This window comes from [Pseudomonas] carboxydohydrogena, assembly GCF_029030725.1.
Taxonomy (GTDB): Bacteria; Pseudomonadota; Alphaproteobacteria; order Rhizobiales; family Xanthobacteraceae; genus Afipia; species Afipia carboxydohydrogena.
Map to the genome: position 1 here is coordinate 2323383 of NZ_CP113162.1, position 18217 is coordinate 2341599.

Genomic DNA, 18217 nt, shown 5'->3' on the forward strand with positions numbered 1-18217 from the left:
AAAAGATCATCCAGCGTTATCACATCAGGTAAATAGCGGCGATCCCCGAATTATTCTCCGGCCGGCGGCGATCACTGCGGAGCGCGAAGAGTCTCCAGCCGCAAGATACAGCGCCTTCCGGGCCTGATGGCCTAGTAAGAATGTGGTACCGCAGCGGCAATCTGCCTGCCAAGCCCTCGAACGAATTGTTCGATGTGTTCCATGCGACTGACCAGCGCCACGCGATCTGTGACAGGGATCAGAGTCTCCCCCGGCTGCGTTTTGCGGGATTTGCCTTGCCGCATCGAAACCGAGGCTCCGAGCAACTGGTTGCCGCCACCGGCCGCATACCACAGAGGAATATCGTCAGCGCTGTTACCCGCCGCTAGCCCAAGATCGACATGGGGCATCAAGAGCCGTGCAACCGCAACCAGACGAGCAACCTCCCAGGGCGAGCAGCGCGGATGATTCTCCCAGTCGGTGCCGGCGTAAGGCATGAAACGCGAGAAGCGCAGATGATACAGATGCGGAAACTGCATCAACCAATAAAGATGATCGATCCGATCCGCCTCGCTCTCCCCTAGACCGACCAAAATCATACTGCGCACAGGCATGCCCTCGTCCTGACAGGTCTCGATCAAAGCCTTGCGCTTTTCCAGACTGTCGCCTGGCTTGGCCTTGGCGAACACCTGCGGATTGAAAGTCTCAAGCGAACTGGTGATACTGCTGACACCAAGCTGCTTGAGACGGCGCACGCCGTTACGGGTGAAAGACGGACCGAGATTGATCTCGATATCGATCTTCGACACCTCACGAATGGCATGGACCGCATCCGACATCTCGTTGTCGTAACCGGCAAAGTCAGTACCGCCGGATAGATGCAGGTGCCGTATTCCCAACTCGTCGATTGCCTTCACCGAGGCAACCAGCTCATCCAGAGGAAACGATTTAGCGGTGAAATAGGTACAGTAGGTGCAGAGGGGCTCGACATGACACGGCATCATCGAAGAGATGCCCGCCGACCACCACAAAGTCTTCCCGATGCTCTCATCCCGTATCCGGGAGGCCGCAGCGAATAGCTGAAGTGCCAGTGCCGGTTCGCGCGAACGCTGCAAAAGCTCCAAGGCAGCTTCTTTGGGAGGCGATGGCTCACTGACTTCCGCGATCAGTTCGACAAAATCCATGACAACTTTCCATACTCGCGCTTCGCACGATACCGCCGTTCAACCCATCAGCGGGAAGCGTAATATTCGTCCGTATGTCATGCCCCTAGTGGGAAAGCATCCTCTCCGTCAATGAGGTGAATCAAAGCGCGACCACTCCCGATGAACAGAAATACATGGCCGCCGATACGCCGGGGCGCTCGCGAGAGTATTTCATCACTCGCGGTTCTGGCTTTGCGCCGTTTGTGGTCGCTTTTGGTCCGCATGGCGTGAGAAAATGAGCCATGCCAACTTTTCTCGAAAGCTGATGCAGCGTCCCACATTTATCGATCAGGCTGTAAAAGATTTCGCCGTTCCTACCTTTGTCCGGCAAAGATACACGGTCAGAGACCGCGATAGGATGCTTTCATTTAAATAACCCGAATGAACGGGCTATCCCCGTTCGGCTCGATTTCCACTTTTGCACCATTGGTGATGGACTTCGTAATGTCAGCGTCGAACCCGGAAAGCAGCGTCATTCCAGCGAGGGCTGCACCCTGCACCATGATCGGATTGACGGCGTTGAGAACGAGTGCCGCCGGGACGATTTTCCTCGCCGCCATCTCGTACAACATCCACGCGGTAGCCACGCCGCCCTTCGCAGCATCGAGAATGAGAATACGGCCATTGTAATTCTCGCCCAAGAGCTTGTGCTCAGGCCTCGAAAACACACCTTTGATGCGATCGAGGTCATAACGCGCGGAAAATCCGTCCTTTGCGACCAAGGCCTGCCCGACAGTCTTCTGACCCATTCCTGACTTTGCGTAAAATACCTGATCGCTCATTTGCTCAACCTTCCACCGTCGCACGCGACATCAATGCATTTTTCCATCGAGAGCAGCGCCGGCGTGTAGCCGTAGCCGCCGAGGATATTCGTGAGTTTGGCCGAATTCGTCGCCAGCCTTTTCCAACCGTTGGATTCCGCCATTTCCCGCGCATAGCTTTGATAGAAGCACATGCCGGAGAGCACGCTGGCGCCAGCAGCTTCGATCTTTGCCGTAATGCCCATACGGTCCGCATCCGGCTTCACTTGTGGGCTTGTGATCGCGAGCGTTGGGATTTGAGTCTTGCGTCCCTCCAGCAGGATTGAAATCTGCTGCAATTCCACAAGGCTCAACTGCGGCGCAGAGAAAACAACGATGTCGACCTTATCGATCGCCCCGCCATACGACGCCTGCAAACCACGGACGTCTGCTTCGGTGACATTATAAGTACGTAGCGACGCAGCGTTCGGTGCGACATCCTTAAGTGTCGGTGCTTCCGGCGTCACACCAACGATGTGAAACAGCGCAACCGAACCGAAGCTCGCCATCGCCGCACCAAAATGCTTCATCTCGTCGGAGGTAGGAGAATGGTCGATTCCGACAACGACTGGCACCTGCCAATAGTCTCCTGAAAGCCTGCCAATATAGGCACCAAGGGCGCCCCATTCGTTGAGTTCGCGGGGCGTCCAATTGACGTTGACGACAAGCGTGGCCTGCCGATGTTCATCAAGATGGAAGCCATAACGCGGCGTCCGTCCGGTCAACCCCGCGCTCAAGGCTGACGGGCCGCCTTCAAAATTCGAGCGCGCGCCACAAACGCTGTTGGAATAGATGACAACGCCGGTGTCGCCATAGGCGACGTGCTCGCCGCGAACCGGCGGCATGATCGTCTGATAGTTGATGCAGGTATCCGTCATCAACACGCCGAGCGATTCAAACGCGCCGATCGCGCGGCGCTCCAGATCGACCATCCACGATTGCTGCTTCAGACGGTTTGCTGCGGCGAAATCGGTGCCACGCGGGTCCGTGATCGTTGGAATCCGAACGAGCCGCTCCTTCGCAGGCAATTTCGCCCAGCCTTCGAGCCACTCGACGCCTGCTTTACCAAGGGATTCGGTATCGGCCATGACATGCGCCTGCAACACCGGAACGAAATCCGGTGCCTTGAGGTATCGTCCCACTTTTATCTGATGATCGATGGCCCATTGCCTAAGCGGACCAAACTCGCCCGCCAGCATTGCCTTTTCTTCTTCATTCAGTTTCATCGTTTACTCCATCAGTTCCGGTTTTCCGGAATTGTCTTCAATGCATGTTCATATGCGCGGGGAGGAACAGGGTCAGTTGCGGGATGAAATACAGGAGGTAGATCATCACAAGCTCAATCGCGATGAACGGCAGGATGCTGACCATCATCCGCGTCAGTGGGATTCCTGAGATTGATGACACCGTCACGAGATTTAGCCCTGTCGGCGGATGAATCTGCGCGATCTCCTGATTGACGGCAATCATCACGCCGAATTGCACCGGATCGAGACCTATCGCCTGCGAGATCGGAAAGAAGATTGGAATCGTCAGGATCGTCAACGCGCCGGACTCGAGAAAGGTGCCGAGAATAAGGTCCGTCACAACCATCGCGGTGAAGACAGCAAGCGCTCCACCGGGCATCGAACCGACAGATGCGGCGATATGCTGCGGCAGTTGCAGCATCGCGCTGTATCGCGCAAACACCGATCCCACGCCAAAGATCATAAGCAACATCGACGATGTAAGAGCCGCCGACCGCCCTGCTCTAAGTACTTGCGCCAAGTTGAGGCGTTTGCGCGCAAATCCAAGGATCAGCACGTAAGCCACCGCGACAGCGCCGGTTTCCGTGGGAGTGACCAGCCCCAGATAGATCGATAGAATAATAAAGATCGGCAAAACGATAATCGGCAGCGCCTTCCACAAGGCGCTCCATCTTTCTTCCATGGAATGATACGCGCCGCGCACCGCTGGCCGGTGGAATAGCATCACGTAAATAGCGAACATCGTCATCAGCAACAGGCCGGGGATGACCGTCGCCATAAACAGACTGCCAATCGACGTCTGGGTGAGCACGCCGTAGATGATGAGCGGCAGACTGGGTGGCAGCAGAATGCCGAGCGTCCCACCGCCCGCGATCAGCGCGCCACGCAAACTGTCGGGATACCCTTCACGGGCAAGGGCCGGCAACGCGATCAACCCGACTGTCACCGCGGTGACAGGACTCGATCCGGTGATGCTCGCGAACACCGCGCAGGTCAAGATGACGGCGACGCCGAGGCCATTCGGCACGCCACCAATCCAGGCTTTGGCACAGGCAAACAATTCGTCGCCTATCTTCGATTCCTCGACCAGCATGGCGGTGAGTACGAAGAGCGGGATGGTGACGAGTTCAAAGTTGTTAAGGCTCTGCCAGAGAAACGATGTGAAATCCACCATCGCATGAGCCGGCCCGAAAATGATCGCGAGCCCGGCGAACGCAGCCAGCCCGATCGAAACAAAGATCGGGATGCCGAGTGCCATCAACGTGAACATCACCAGCGTGATGAGAGCAAAGGACACACCTGAGAGTAATGTCATGATGACCTACCCCCGCGCACCGCTTTCAGAATATTGCCGATACCCTGAACCAGGATGGCAAATCCGCCCATCGGGAAGGCCAGCATAGGCCAAAACAACGGCACGGCCAGCAACGTGTCCGACCGCATATCCTGCTCGAAGGCGGCATAAGCCTGCATCGCACCTGCGGAGAGCAGGATCAGGCCGAACACCGCCTCAAGTATGCCGGATAGCACCGCAAGCTGCGTTGCCATTGCCGGAAACCGCTGCGCAAGAAGTTCAACCTTGAAATGGTGTCCCGTGCTGAGACCGTAACCGGATGCCAGGAACGCAATCAGAATGATCACGTAGCCCGTCGTCTCGAACACCCAGATCGGAGGTTGTTCAAGCTGGTCTGCAACAACTTCGTAGAGTACAGGCAGGGGGAGCAGAAGAATGAGCGCCACCCCCGCATAGCAGATCCAGCGAGCTATCGCTGTCAGGGGCGAGTGGATCCCTGGCCTGCTTTCATATTGGGTATCAGTGTTGAGCATCGAGCACCTGACGGACAAGCTCGGCGGGGAAGCGGGCTTCCTGCGTCTTTGCAAGTGATGCCAGCGCATCCGTGAACCCCTGGTATTCAGGCGTTCCCGGCTGGAGCGTCGTCACGGTCATGCCGTGCTCTTCCATCTGGTGAAGCTCTTTTTCGTAGGCCGCGATCATCGCGATCGTTGTTTCACGGCTGGCCTTGTAACCGCTTTCCAGCACGATCTTCTGAAGATCGGGCGGCAGCGCATCCAGTGACTTCTTGTTCATGACATAGCCGGTCATCAACAGACCGAACTGGCCATTGGTCGCCAACAGATATTTACCGACCTCGTATTCCTTGAGGCCGATGGCTCCTTCAAGGCCACCGATTGCAGCCTGAACCGCACCGCGTTGAAGTGCGGGATAGACATCCGCCACTTCAATTGTCGACGGCGCCCCCTTCAACGACTGCACGATTTCCGCCGTTAGACGGTCGAACACGCGAACCGTCTTGCCCTTGAAATCAGCCGGCACCTTCAGCGGCATCTTCGAGACGACAACGACCGGGCCATTATAAAGAGCCGCGAGCAACCGCGTTCCGTGCTGGGCCATATCGTCGTCCAGCGCCTTGAACAAAGGCGTGCCAGGTCCGATGACCTTGTCGAAATTTTTCTCGGTCGGACGGAAGAAGACCGTGTTTAATGCTCCGGCTGTGGGGACGATGGATGCCCAACTCCCCATCGTGGTCAGAGAAATATCGACGACACCGGATTGAACGGCAGACGGTACGGCGCGCTCATTGACGAGTGAGCCCGCCGGGAATGTCTGCACGGAAATACGGCCGCCGCTGGCTTTTTCGACCTCGGTTTTGAAAGCCGCCGTGAACTCGGAAACTTGTGGCGCTGTAGGAGCACCCCAACTCGACAGACGAAGCGTATGTGTTTCGTCCGCGTGAGCAGGTGTACCCAGAACCGCTAAGGTTATTGCAATTCCAATTCCCTTACCGAGCGATTGCAGCGACAAAAGGCTGCCGGGAAAGTTACCCGGACGGCGGCTCACAACGTCGGAAAGATGGCGTAGAACGAATCGGCACATCGGCATTCCTCCCAAGCAGGCCTCAGGACACGCCTTTGCAGCTTTATGGTCCTGAAGATGTTATACTACATCTTAGATACAATATGAGACAAATATGAAATCCAAGTCAAGCTCCGCCACCAGTGAAAGTTCGAATTTGCGCCGGGGCGATCCGCGCGCATTGCACGAGCAGCTCAGCGCCAGATTGCGCACTGAATTCATTGCGATCTATCCGCCTGGCCAGCAGCTTCCGACTGAAGAAACGATCTGTCAGACCTATAATCTCAGCCGCGTCACAGTGAGGCGGGCCATTCAAACCCTCGTCGATCAGGGCCTGCTCATTCGCCGCCAGGGCAAGGGGACATTCATCGCCGCGCCCCGCCCCCACATCACCTACGAGATCGACCGGCTCGGCCCATTCATGGATGCGTTCGCCTCATCGGGCGAGCAGGTCACAGCGCATCTTGTGGACTTTTATTGGGGCACCGGGAAGCAAGTGCCGGACTGCTTCGCGCCGGCTGAAAGCGTGCTTCTTTATGAGCGTCTTTATGAGACGGGTGGCAGTCCGCACGGCTTTCTTCAAATCGCTATTCCAGCGCATCTCGGCGAACGTATCAGCAAAAGCGATACGAAATGCCTCGGCGTTTATCAGATCCTGCGAGAACGTCTGAACGTCGAGCCATTTCGAGCTTCGTTCAACATCAGCAGTGCCTTGCCGGACCACATTCTCGCCGGGCGGCTCGGCGTTTCACCGACAACGCCCCTGCTCTCTCTTGAACGTATCTCCTACGATGCGAAGGGCGCCGCTATTGAGCGAACCATCCACTTCCTGCTCCCGGAGGTCTACAAGCTGAGCGTGAACGTGCAGGCGAGGTCTTCGCCTCGAAAGACAGAGTCCCCGCGCTCAAAGAAAAAGCCCTGAAGAACGATGCGCGGCCAGCGCTTTCCAAGCTTGCTACGTATGAGAAAACACCGATGTTCAGATGGTCGAAGCTTCGGCGCTAGATTGTCGGTGATAGCAGGTGTTCAGAATGAAGCGGGTGAAAGCGTTCAGAATGCCGATGTCAAAATCGGCCAATAAGCTGAAATAAACCAAATGGCTGGGGCGGGAGGGATCGAACCTCCGAATGGGGGAATCAAAATCCCCTGCCTTACCGCTTGGCTACGCCCCAACAGACCCGGCAGAGCGCTGTCTATAGGCAGTGCGCCGCGGTTTCAACCGGCAAAGCGGGTTTTGCGCCCGAAATTGTATTGAAATATCAGGGAAATGAGCGGGTTAATCGTTCCCGCGACACTAGCCCGGCGGAACGATTCAGCGCCTCTTGAGGCAACATCGGGCCAACATCCGGCACGGCACTCAATGTCCACGCCGGTCTCCGTCCAAAGGACGTCACTCGCTATCCACACCGTGATAGACGGTGACGCTCGATTCTGATGCATTGCGAAATGCACAATCGTGGGCGGTTCGCACAAGCACATATACTTGCCCGGCACCTCATCAGGAGACGACATGCCCCAGCTTCCCGTCGCTGAAATCATCGAACTCGCCATTGCTTTGATGGCGGTGGGCGCGCTGGCTGGATTTCTGGCGGGATTGTTCGGCGTCGGCGGCGGCGCCATCCTCGTGCCGGTGCTCTACGAGCTGTTCCGAATCATGGACGTGCCGCTTGAAACCCGGATGCCGCTTTGCGTAGGCACCTCGCTGGCGATCATGATCCCGACAGCCGTCCGCTCCTATATGACGCATCGCAAGCATAGCAGTGTGGATATGGATATCCTGCGCAGATGGACGGTGCCGATTTTGGCGGGCGTGATCGCCGGATCGTTCATCGCCCGCTACGCGCCCGAGCAGGTCTTCAAATATGTCTTCGTCGCCGTGGCATGGTCTGCCTCGGCGCGCCTGATCCTCGGCAAAGAAAACTGGAAACTTGGCGATACGTTCCCCACCGGACCGTTCATGAAAATTTACGGGCTCGGCATCGGCCTCCTCTCCACCTTGATGGGCATCGGCGGCGGCCTGTTTTCGAATTTGCTGATGACCATGTATGGAAAAACGATCCACCAATCGGTCGCGACCTCATCGGGCATCGCCGTCCTGATCTCGATTCCCGGCACGATCGGATACATCTATGCGGGCTGGCCCGCGGCCGCGAAATTCCCGGACAGCACCATCCTGCAATTTCCGCTCGCGATCGGATACATCTCGCTGCTCGGTGCCATCATGGTGATGCCCACGAGCCTTCTGACCGCGCCTTTCGGCGCGAAAGCCGCGCATGCAATGTCCAAACGCGCGCTGGAGATCGCATTCGGCGTTTATCTCTTCATCATGGGCTCGCGCTTCGCGATCGCGCTCATTTACAAATAAGCCTACAGCGAACAGCTTTACCGATCCGCGCTATCAGGCCGAGCGCAGCGCGGCCTTGACCTTTTCGGGCTTGAACGGCACCGAGCGCACGCGCGCGCCGGTCGCGTCGAAAATCGCGTTGGAGATCGCCGACGAAACCAGAGCGGCCGTCGGCTCGCCCGCGCCCCACGGTTTTTCCGCCGGCCTGTCGATCAGTTCGATCACCAGTTCCGGCAGTTCGGAGAACCGCAGGATCGGGTAGCTCGCCCAGTCGAGGCTCGTGATCATGCCGCGGTCGAACATGATTTCTTCCTTCAGCGTGCGGCTGACGGTCTGGATGACATTGCCTTCGATCTGCGCGCGAACGCCGTTCGGATTGATGATCTGGCCGCAGTCGTGAACCACATAGACCTTCTTGACGCGGACATCGCCGGAAGTGCGATCCACTTCGACATCGGCCACCAGACCGACATAGGTCCGCACCAGTTCGTATTTGACGTAACTCACGCCACGCCCCTGCACCACGTCGCCCTTGATATCCTTGCGTGGCGATGGGCGGTTCTCCCACTTTGCAACTTGCGCCAGCCTGTCGAGCACTTCGAGGCCGCGCTTGTCGGCGGGATCGGTGTACTTGATGCGAAGCTCCAGCGGGTCCGCATTGAGCGCAGCGGCGACCTCGTCGAAGAAGCTCTCATTGGCGAAGGTGTTCTGCATCCGCCCCGGCGTCCGGATCCATGACGGGCGGAACGGCGTCGTCTCGAGGCGATGGCAGACGGTCTTGATGTTCGGAAACTTGTAGCCGATCGCGGAGTCGTTGACGATTCCACCCGGCGCCAGCTTGCCCACGACTGGACGATCGCTCAACGTCGCGGCGACGAGATCGACCATACCGGCCGCGCCCTGCGGGATGAAGAACTCGCTTTCCCAGGCGGTGACGTTGCCGGACGCATCGATATTCGCCCGCAGATCGATCAGGGTCGGCGGCCCCTTCGGGTCCCAGCCATGTTCGTCGGCACGCGACCACTGCACACGGACGGGCTTGTCCATGATCTTCGCGAGCAATGTGGCATCGGCCGCAGCGTCTTCATGCCCGTTCCGGCCGTAGCAACCCGCACCATCGACATAGATGCAGCGTACGTCCTCGTCCGGCATCTTCATCATCATGGCCAACTGCTTGCGCAGATTGTGAGTCGCCTGTGAAGCGGACCAGCAAGTCAGCTTGCCGTCCCTGAATTCGGCAATCGCACAGGACGGCCCGATCGAGCCATGGGTGTGGATGGCGAAGTCATAGGACGCCTTGACGATCTTGCCACCGGCAGCCATCGCGGCGGCGCTGTCGCCGATATTGCTGGTGACGTCATCCTTCACGATCCTGGTCGAACGGACATGCTCCCAGAGTTTTGCCTGATCCGGCAGAGTCTCCGATGTCGACCATGACGCCTTGATCTCGCGCGCGGCGCGCACCGCCGCCCATTCCGTTTCCGTCACCACGGCGAGGAAATTCCCGTCGCGAATGACTTTGACGATACCCGGAATATCCTTGACCGAACTTTCATCGACGCTTTGCAGCGTCGCGCCGATGCTCGGCGGACGCACCACGCTTCCATGCAACATTCCCGGCACCCGGAAATCCTGCATGTAGGTGAACTTGCCGGTGAGCTTCTCCGGAATATCGCGACGCGCGATCGGCTTGCCGACGATCTTGTAGTCGGCGGGATTCTTCGCGGGCGCCGCCGGATCGACCTTCAACATGAAGGTCTTGCCGCCGATCAGTTCGGCGTAGGCAACCTTTCCACCCCCGGATTTCGCTGTGATCACGCCATCGGCAACGGTGAGATCGTCCTTGGCGACGCCGAGCCGTTGCGCGGCCTGATCCAGCAGCGCGCTTCGCGCCGTCGCGGCAGCCTGCCTGATCTGCATGCCGCCCCCCTGAATCGACAGGCTGCCATAGGTCGGACCCTGGTCCGGCGTCAGCGCCGTGTCGCCTTCGATGGTCGTGACGTTCGCCAGAGGCACATCGAGTTCTTCGGCGACGATCTGCTGGATACCGATCCGGATGCCGGTGCCGAGATCGACCTTGCCCGAGTAAACCGTCACCATGCCCTTGTCGTCGATGGCGAGAAACGTATCGACCTGATCCAGCGTCACCGGCTTGCCGATGGCGGCTTCGCCCACAAACGCCATGGCTTCGGAGGGAGGCGTCAGCGAGAAGGCCACGACCAGCGCACCGGTCCCCTTCAGAACATCGCGGCGGGACGGCTTGAGATGCAGATTCATGACAGCCTCCTCAAGCAACGGCCGCGCGCTTGATCGCGCGCATGATGGCGGCATGAGTGCCGCAGCGGCAGAGGTTCGGCTCCATGTGGCGCTTGATGTCCTCATCCGTCGGACTTGGCGTCTTGTTGAGGAGCGCCTGCGCCTGCATCACCATGCCGGAGATGCAGTAGCCGCACTGCGCCGCCTCCTCATCAATAAATGCCTGCTGAAGCTTGTTCGGCTTGCCGCCTTCCATCAGACCCTCAAGCGTGGTGACCTTGCGATCCCCGACGGCCGTGACCGGCATCACGCAGGAGAACGTCGCGTGCCCGTCGATGTGAACCATGCAGGCGCCGCACTGCCCGAGGCCGCAACCGAAGCGCGGGCCATGCAGCCCGAGATTATCGCGCAAAACATAAAGCAGCGGCGTCGAGGGATCGGCAACATCGATCTCCTGCGGCTTGCCATTGACGTGCAGCGAAACCTTCATGGCTGGGCTCCTTCCTGCCGGGCTTTGGCGATCTGTGAGTTCACATCGGTCCATTGCGGCCGGTCGGTGTAGCGCGCGCGGACATATTGAACGACCGACGCAATCTGTTTGTCTGTCAGAATGCCTTCGAACGCCGGCATGTAAGGCCCGCCGCCCGTGCGATAGGCCTCGATACCGTGCATGACCACGCGAACGGCATTGGCCGATTGCGGCTGCTGAACGGCTGTGCTGTAGGCGAGCGAGATCGCCTGCGATGGCCCGACATCGAGCCGGTCATTGTGGCACTTGGCGCAGGCACCGTTGTAGATCGCCACCACCTCGGCCGGCTGGTCCGTCAGAATCTTGCCGCCAGCCGGGATTGCAGGCTTGGCGCCTTCCGCACCCGGTGAAAGGCTGGCGATGTAGGTCGCAATCGCGTGGACATCACCCTGCGACGCGCGGCCGAGGTTTTTCGCGACATCGGCCATCGGTCCGGCGGCCGCGCCATGCAGCCTATGCCAGCCGGTGGAGAGATATTCGGCCAACTGATCGACGGTCCATTTGTGTGCCGTGACGAGCGAGGCGTTCAAGGGCGGCGCATTCCACCCTTCCGCCGCGCCACCGGCATAGGCGCTGCCGCGCTTCTCGCCACCGAGCGCGTTGCGCGGCGTGTGGCAGGAGCCGCAATGGCCAAGACCCTCAACCAGATAGCGTCCGCGATTCCATTCGGCGCTCTTGCCGGCATCAGGCTCCAGCCCATCGCGGCGCAGGAATAGAAGTTTCCAACCCGCGACGATGGGACGGAAGCTGAACGGGAAAGCGAGTTCGTTGGCCGGCACGGCGTTGCGCACCGCGGGCTTGCTCATCAAGAACGCATAAATCGCGTGGATGTCCGCATCCGTCGCATGCGTGAAATGATCGTAGGGAAATGCCGGATAGAGCTGCCGCCCTTCACGATCCACGCCGTCGCGCATGGCGCGCCTGAACGCCTCCTCCGGCCACGAACCGATGCCGGTCTCGCCATCTGGCGTCAGGTTGCTGGCGTAGATCGTGCCGAAAGGAGTGGGAATGGGCCGGCCGCCCGCATAGGCGGCACCGTTTGCGGATGTATGGCAATCGGCGCAATTGCCGATCGACGCAAGCTCTGCGCCGTGATCGATCGCCTTCCGATCTATTTGGGCTTTTGCACTGGTAGCCGCCGGCGCGATGGCGGGACGCCACATCAGTGCGTAGCCGCCCAGAACAGCCAGAATTCCGACAGCCACCGCTGTCAGAAGAACACGACGTAGCGTCATCAGTCTCTACCCCACGGCATATCCAGGAAGTAGTCGGATGAAACCTACATGAGTTCTAAACTCATGGCTATGACGCAACGTACAAGTTTTTGTGCTGCCCACGATTCAGGGCCGCCAACGGGTAGGCTCTCACCCGCGACGGCCCGCATTTTATCAAAAATCGAAATGCACGACGCCGCTTTCATTCGGCGGCGATCCGTGAAGGGATCATTTCGCGCATGCGGGAGGGCCCGGACGAACCGGGCCCTCTTTATGCATGTCAGGCCAGAATGTAGATGATCTCATGGGTTTCAGGCGCCACGATCACGTAACGGCCGCCCACCAGAATGAACTCGTAGCCTTGCCATTCCGGATAGATCGCAATCACGCTCGCCGGGACGGGATAGAAGTGCACCGATGCCGGGACACGCGCTCCGACGGAGACGTTGAAGTTCACGTTGGTCACCGCCGTCACCTTCTCCTGCTTGATGGCGGAGGTGATCTGGGTGCGCTTCTCGACAGGCGGCGCAGCCTTTGCGGCCGTGGCTGCGTTGCCGGTGGTCTTGCCCTCCGCGCCGGACTTCGATTCCGAAGCAGAGTTTCTGTTCATCCGCTCACGCTCGCTGTTCGCGGTGTTGTCGTTCCTGGCCGCACCCTTGCCGTCGGTTGCCGTATGTGCGTTCGGAGATTTGCCAGCCTTGTTCTCCTGCGCGGATTTCGGGTGGCCCTTCGGCGTGCTTTCCTCCTGCGCTCTCATGCCGCCCTTCGCTCCGTGAGATTCAATGCCCCCGGAGCCGCCAGCATCCGCACCGCCGCGCACAGCCGCGCCGCCTCTTTCCATGGAGGCACCGCCAGATGCGCCACCGCTTGCGCCTGATGAAGCGCCTGCGGCACCGCCGCTGCTACCCGCATTCGGATTCTGCGCACTCGCCCCTCCGCCAGCCATCAACACTGCAATGGCGGCCGCCGACATCAGCAATTTCGTTTTCATGATTCGTGACTCCATGTGTTGGCAGCCGTGAAAAACAGGCCGCACGCAGACGTCAGCGATGACGAAGACAAAGCTCCGCCCCGCATCGCCCGAGTTAAAATGATTTAGCTTCCCGCAACCCTGTCCCGGACTTGCGGCATGAGTGCCCTCATGCGGGGAAACAAGCGGAGGAATTCGCGCACGTTCCGGATTGAAGAAAAAAAGTCACCGCACCTGCGATTACTGTCCAGGCTCGCACGCGCCGGACAGGCATTTTATTCTTCTCAACAAAAGGCAGGATTTTGCGGGTAAAGGCGTCGTAGGACGATCTTTCACAGGCCATCGGAATAATAGGTGATTTTCCTATTTTCCAAGGGCGTCATACAATTTCATTTTTAATTTCATGGACTTATAGACCTAACAGTATTGCATGCATAAAAAGATATTCTCCTCATAGTAATAATGGGCTCGTGGATCGTCATGATCGACCTCTCGGTGGTTTCCGGCTTTGTGATCGGATCGGTGTTTGGTGTTGTCGGCCTGCTCAGCGGCTTCTGCCTGATGAGCAGTCTGCGCGACCTCTGGACCAAGAACGACACCCGCAAGATCCGCAGCTATGCGACCGCGCTGGCCGTTGCGATCCTCGGCACGCAGATTCTCGCCGGTGCGGGGCTCGTCAATCTCGGCGCGTCGATCTATTTGCAGCCTTCGTTCTCGGCGCCGCTGATCTTCTTCGGCGGCCTGCTGTTCGGCCTTGGCATGGTTCTCGCCAATGGCTGCGCCTCGCGCGCCCTGGTGCTGCTCGGCAAAGGCAACCTGCGCTCGCTCGTCGTCATCACGGTGATCGGCATCACCGCGCAGATGACGCTGAAGGGCCTGATCGCACCGGCGCGCATCGCGTTCCTCGACTGGACCAAGACCGCGCCCACCGCCGTCTCCGCTCCCGCCCTCCTGACCACGATGGGCCTCGACGATATTTCGGCGCGGCTGATCGCCACGCTGATCGCAAGCGGCGCACTGTTGATCTACGCCTTCTCGGACAAGACTTTCCGCCGCTCCTACGGTCAGGTGGCCGCGGGCCTTATCATCGGCCTCCTTGTGGTCGCCGGCTGGGCCGCGACGGGCTGGTTCGCGGCGGATGATTTCAACCCGGTGCCGGTGTCATCGCTGACATTCGTGTCGCCGCTGGCGGACTCGGTGCAGTATGTGATGTTGTCCACGGGACTAACGCTGAATTTCGGCATCGCGCTTGTGGCCGGCGTTCTGGCCGGAAGCCTCACAACCGCGACGCTGACCGGCCGCTTCGAGTTTGAAGGTTATACGTCGGTCACCCACACCGGCCGCTCGATCGCGGGCGCGGTCTTCATGGGCATCGGCGGCGCGATGGCCTATGGCTGCTCGATCGGTCAGGGTCTCACCGGCGTCTCGACGCTGGCGATGCCCTCGTTCATCGCGCTTGCCGGCATCCTCTCCGGCGCCGCATTCGCAATCCACAGCAAGACACGGCTGCTCGCGTTCGCGTTCCGCTGAACGCGAACGGCCTCAGCCGCTCGCCGCCTTCACAATGCTAGAAATCGAGCTTGTCGCGTATCGCGTCGAGCCCGGCGCGTGCGCATTTCTCGTCCTTGTCACCGCCCGGCGCACCTGACACACCGATCGCGCCCAGCAGCGTGCCACCCGCTTCGATCATCAACGCGCCGCCCAGCATCGCGATACGCGGACGGGTTGCGAGACGCGGATCGAGCGTGCCGTCCTTGATCGAAGAAGCCAGTTGCGAGGTGTCGGCCCGAAATCCGACAGACGTCCAGGCTTTATCGACTGCAGTCTGATTGGCTGGAAGTCCGGCAAAGCGATCCCGCAGCAACACTTGCGTCTCGCCGGCGCGGTCAACGACAGCAACCGAAACCTGATAGCCGTCCGCGCGGCATTGCTTTAGCGCCGCCTGGGCAGCCTCCAGCGCCATTTCGGGCGTCAGCGATTTGTATGTCACGGTCGTCTCCTCCGCCTTTGCGACGGAGAACGTGACGGCACAGGAAAGCACACATACCAGACATCGCAGCGCGACACGCATTTCGACCACCCTTTTTAAGGAATGTTACGGCTTGATGTAGGTCCAGCCCTGTTCCTGCAACTCGCTCAACCGCACCACGCCCGACGGAACGAGGCTCGCCTCCGGCACGATCGTGATGGGGTGCCCTTCCTTCTTTTCCATGCCCTGCTTGGTGTTGTTGCAGGCGGAAAACTTCACCTTGGAGGGGAACGCCATCTCGGAGATCTGCTTGAGGCGGTCCTTCACCGGCGATTTGTCGTCACGGTACATGTTCAGGCCCGGCCCGTAGGCCACCACCTCGACCTCGACGGTCTCGCCCTTGTCGCCATAGTGCTTCATGATGTTGGTGACATTGTTGAGCGCCAGGTTCATCGTGGCCGGATCGTCCTGATCGACCTGCACCGCAATGCGATGCGGCTTGGCGTCGGCCGCGAACGCCGCCGAAGAGATTGAAAAGACGACCGCGAAGGCCGCAACCAGTTTCCAGAAAATCCGCATGTCGGAGTCTCCTTTAAGGACGGACGATGGTGTAATTCTTTTCGGCAAGGGACAGCAGGAACGGCACGCCTGCCGGAACCAGCCTGGCCTTGGGATTCATCTCGGGGCGCTTTCCTGTTTTACGCTCGATCGTTTCCAGCGTGTAACCGCAGATGTTGAAGGTCACGCCTTGCGCAATAAGGCTGTCGATCTGCTGCCGTCGTGGGTTGTCGGCATTCAGCAGGTCTATGCCGGGGCCGAATGCCACCACCTGAACATCGATCGAATCCGGCCCGTACACTTCGAGCAGCTTGTAGGAGATGCTGACGATCAGCCCCTGCTTCACCGGATCGCTGTCCGAAATCTGCAAGGCGATGCGGTGTTCGACAAAAGGCCGCTCGACCGCCTTCCCGGTGGCCGATTCAGTCGCCATGGCATCCTGAGCATGAACGGCGCCTGCCCCGACCACGACCGACACGCCCCAGATAAGGGCGACCGCGATCAGAGCAAGTCCGCTTCGCTTCATCATGTCTGGCCTGCAAACCCCGGATTGTCGTCCACGCCCACGATCTTAACCTGAGAACCGGCCTTCGGCATGGATTTTCCTTCGCGCAGATAGCTGGCGACGGTCTCCCAGACCGGTGCACCCTTCTGCTCGTTGACCGATGCCCAGCCCGCAACCTTGTAGGACTTGGCGGGATCGAGCGCCACACCGCCGAGCTTCATGTCCGAGATGCGTTTACCCGTCGCCTCGTTCGGCGCGCAGGTGTAGGACATGCCGCCGATCCGCACCATGTCCCCGCCCTGCTGGTAATACGGGTCGAGATTGAACAGGTTGTCGCAGATGTCTTCCAGCACGGTCTTGATCTGCTCGCCGCTCATCGGCTGCACATAGACTTCCGGATAGGTCATCGCGGTCTGCGACAGGATATCGTCCATCGTGATCGGCTGGCCGCTCAGCACCGTCGTGCCCCAGCGGAAACCGGGCGACAGCGCGATCTCGGCATCGAGCTGGTGGCGGAGCGCGTCACAGATCATCTCGTCCATCGTGCCGTTGAAATTGCCGCGGCGGAACAAGAGCCGGTCGGCGCCGGCGACCTTCTCGTCCAGCATCCCGGCATGGGGCGCGCGCAGCTTCTCAACCAGCGCCGCCATTTCCGCGTCGGCCTTCAGCTCATTCGTGAACACCGGCAGCAGCCGGTAGTTCACATTCTTGACGGCGCCCTTGCCGAGTTCGAGATCGAGCACGCCGAGATATTTGCCGTTGGAGCCGGCATTCGTCACCAGCGTCTTGCCGCCCGCGTTGGCGATGCTGACGGGCTGCGGCACGGCGTCATGCGTATGGCCGCCGAGAATGACGTCGATGCCGGTGACACGGCTCGCCATCTTGAGATCGACGTCCATGCCGTTGTGCGACAACACCACCACCGCATCGACCTTCTCGGCGGTACGCAGACGGTTGACGACCTTCTGCATCTCGTCGTCGCGGACGCCGAACGTCCAGTCCGGCGTGAAACGCTTCGGGTGCGCAATCGGCACGTAAGGGAACGCCTGACCGATGATGCCGATCCGGTAATCGCCCATCTTCCTGATGGTGTAGGGCTGAAACACGCGGCCACTGTCGCGGTCGAACGCCTTGGCGTCGTTGAAGGCTGCTTCTTCCGTCAAGAACACATTCTGCGCGATGAACTCACCCTTGAAGTCGGCGAGATTCTTGCGAAGCGTCTCCTCGCCATAGGTGAATTCCCAATGGCCGGTCATCGCATCGATACCGAGCAGGTTCGCGGCCTGCACCATATCCGCACCACGGTTGAGATTGGCGATACCGCTGCCCTGCCACAGATCGCCGCCATCGAGCAAAATGGAGTGACCGTCGGGCACGGCGCTGCGCAGCATCTTCACCAGCGTCCGCAGATGCGCGAATCCGCCCATCTTGCCGTAGCGGTGGGCCGCACTCTCGAAGTCGAGAAACGTGAAGGCATAAGCCTCCGCCGTCCCCGGCTTCACGCCGAATTTCTTGAGGAAGTACTCACCGACCAGATGCGGCGGATGCCCCTTCATCGAGCCGACACCGACATTAACGCTCGGCTCACGGAAGAACACCGGGCTCAACTGCGCATGCGTATCCGTCATGTGAAGGAGGCGCGCGTTGCCTGACGGCTTGAAATCGTAGAGCGACGTGCCGGAGGCGCGGCCGCTACGTGGCAGCGACAGGACAGCCGGCATCGCTACCGCTAATTTTAGCAGTTCTCGTCGGTGGATCGGCATTTG

Annotated in this window: 18 protein-coding genes and 1 tRNA gene; 3 read left to right on the top strand and 16 right to left on the bottom strand. The window is 59.6% G+C overall.

The genetic code is table 11. The features are described 5' to 3' along the window. Window positions 1-131: 131 nt before the first annotated feature. The 6 genes from AFIC_RS11195 to AFIC_RS11220 all read right to left on the bottom strand — a co-directional run bounded on the left by AFIC_RS11195 (window position 132) and on the right by AFIC_RS11220 (window position 6127). On the bottom strand, window positions 132-1163 hold the full coding sequence (locus AFIC_RS11195; RefSeq protein WP_275246316.1) for a radical SAM protein: 1032 nt from the start codon (window positions 1161-1163) through the stop codon (window positions 132-134). 389 nt (window positions 1164-1552) lie between these two features. Further along, window positions 1553-1966 carry an aconitase X swivel domain-containing protein gene (locus AFIC_RS11200; protein ID WP_275246317.1) on the bottom strand — a complete coding sequence of 138 codons (414 nt, stop codon included), beginning with the start codon at window positions 1964-1966 and terminating at the stop codon, window positions 1553-1555. Further along, window positions 1963-3210: an aconitase X catalytic domain-containing protein gene (locus tag AFIC_RS11205; RefSeq protein ID WP_275246318.1), complete on the bottom strand. Its 1248-nt coding sequence runs from the start codon at window positions 3208-3210 to the stop codon at window positions 1963-1965. The genes AFIC_RS11200 and AFIC_RS11205 overlap by 4 nt, the downstream gene beginning before the upstream one ends. 37 nt (window positions 3211-3247) lie before the next feature. Continuing rightward, window positions 3248-4546 (bottom strand): TRAP transporter large permease, encoded by a 1299-nt coding sequence (locus AFIC_RS11210; protein ID WP_275246319.1) that lies wholly within the window; start codon window positions 4544-4546, stop codon window positions 3248-3250. After that, window positions 4543-5058 (bottom strand): TRAP transporter small permease, encoded by a 516-nt coding sequence (locus AFIC_RS11215; RefSeq protein WP_275246320.1) that lies wholly within the window; start codon window positions 5056-5058, stop codon window positions 4543-4545. The genes AFIC_RS11210 and AFIC_RS11215 overlap by 4 nt, the downstream gene beginning before the upstream one ends. Continuing rightward, window positions 5045-6127, bottom strand: a complete 1083-nt coding sequence (locus AFIC_RS11220; protein WP_275246321.1) for a TRAP transporter substrate-binding protein — start codon at window positions 6125-6127, stop codon at window positions 5045-5047. Before AFIC_RS11220 ends, AFIC_RS11215 begins: the two co-directional genes overlap by 14 nt. Window positions 6128-6221: 94 nt before the next feature. Here AFIC_RS11220 and AFIC_RS11225 point away from each other — a divergent pair, with 94 nt between their 5' ends. After that, on the top strand, window positions 6222-7028 hold the full coding sequence (locus AFIC_RS11225) for a GntR family transcriptional regulator (RefSeq protein WP_275246322.1): 807 nt from the start codon (window positions 6222-6224) through the stop codon (window positions 7026-7028). A gap of 175 nt (window positions 7029-7203) precedes the next feature. Here the strand turns inward: AFIC_RS11225 and AFIC_RS11230 are convergent. Further along, a tRNA-Gln gene (locus AFIC_RS11230) sits at window positions 7204-7278 on the bottom strand. Window positions 7279-7616: 338 nt separating this feature from the next. On the opposite strand from AFIC_RS11230, the gene AFIC_RS11235 reads away from it, so the two are divergent. Next, a complete protein-coding gene (locus tag AFIC_RS11235; protein WP_275246323.1) occupies window positions 7617-8471 on the top strand; it encodes a sulfite exporter TauE/SafE family protein in 855 nt (284 codons plus the stop codon). A gap of 33 nt (window positions 8472-8504) precedes the next feature. Here the strand turns inward: AFIC_RS11235 and AFIC_RS11240 are convergent, their stop codons facing one another. The 5 genes from AFIC_RS11240 to AFIC_RS11260 all read right to left on the bottom strand — a co-directional run bounded on the left by AFIC_RS11240 (window position 8505) and on the right by AFIC_RS11260 (window position 13376). Beyond that, window positions 8505-10727, bottom strand: a complete 2223-nt coding sequence (locus tag AFIC_RS11240) for a xanthine dehydrogenase family protein molybdopterin-binding subunit (protein ID WP_275246324.1) — start codon at window positions 10725-10727, stop codon at window positions 8505-8507. A gap of 10 nt (window positions 10728-10737) precedes the next feature. Further along, window positions 10738-11196 (bottom strand): (2Fe-2S)-binding protein, encoded by a 459-nt coding sequence (locus tag AFIC_RS11245; RefSeq protein ID WP_275246325.1) that lies wholly within the window; start codon window positions 11194-11196, stop codon window positions 10738-10740. After that, window positions 11193-12470, bottom strand: a complete 1278-nt coding sequence (locus AFIC_RS11250; protein WP_275246326.1) for a c-type cytochrome — start codon at window positions 12468-12470, stop codon at window positions 11193-11195. The genes AFIC_RS11245 and AFIC_RS11250 overlap by 4 nt, the downstream gene beginning before the upstream one ends. 259 nt (window positions 12471-12729) lie before the next feature. Then, entirely contained in the window at window positions 12730-13206 is a 477-nt protein-coding gene (locus AFIC_RS11255; RefSeq protein ID WP_275246327.1) for a DUF1236 domain-containing protein, read from the bottom strand. Further along, window positions 13203-13376, bottom strand: coding sequence for a hypothetical protein (locus AFIC_RS11260; protein WP_275246328.1), 174 nt, complete (start codon window positions 13374-13376; stop codon window positions 13203-13205). Before AFIC_RS11260 ends, AFIC_RS11255 begins: the two co-directional genes overlap by 4 nt. Window positions 13377-13899: 523 nt before the next feature. Between AFIC_RS11260 and AFIC_RS11265 the strand changes: the two genes are divergently transcribed. Next, window positions 13900-14949 (top strand): YeeE/YedE family protein, encoded by a 1050-nt coding sequence (locus tag AFIC_RS11265; RefSeq protein WP_275246329.1) that lies wholly within the window; start codon window positions 13900-13902, stop codon window positions 14947-14949. A gap of 37 nt (window positions 14950-14986) precedes the next feature. Here the strand turns inward: AFIC_RS11265 and AFIC_RS11270 are convergent, their stop codons facing one another. Genes AFIC_RS11270 through soxB form a run of 4 tightly spaced genes read right to left on the bottom strand, consistent with a single transcriptional unit; the run spans window position 14987 to window position 18214 of the window. Next, the gene (locus AFIC_RS11270) at window positions 14987-15490 is read right to left on the bottom strand and encodes a GlcG/HbpS family heme-binding protein (protein WP_275246330.1); all 504 of its coding nucleotides are present in this window, start codon (window positions 15488-15490) and stop codon (window positions 14987-14989) included. A 24-nt stretch (window positions 15491-15514) separates the two neighbouring features. Further along, window positions 15515-15967, bottom strand: coding sequence for a DsrE family protein (locus AFIC_RS11275; protein WP_275246331.1), 453 nt, complete (start codon window positions 15965-15967; stop codon window positions 15515-15517). Window positions 15968-15980: 13 nt separating this feature from the next. Further along, window positions 15981-16475 (bottom strand): DsrE family protein, encoded by a 495-nt coding sequence (locus AFIC_RS11280; RefSeq protein WP_275246332.1) that lies wholly within the window; start codon window positions 16473-16475, stop codon window positions 15981-15983. Then, window positions 16472-18214 carry a thiosulfohydrolase SoxB gene (gene soxB / locus AFIC_RS11285; protein WP_275246333.1) on the bottom strand — a complete coding sequence of 581 codons (1743 nt, stop codon included), beginning with the start codon at window positions 18212-18214 and terminating at the stop codon, window positions 16472-16474. The genes AFIC_RS11280 and soxB overlap by 4 nt, the downstream gene beginning before the upstream one ends. Between the last annotated feature and the right edge of the window lie 3 nt (window positions 18215-18217).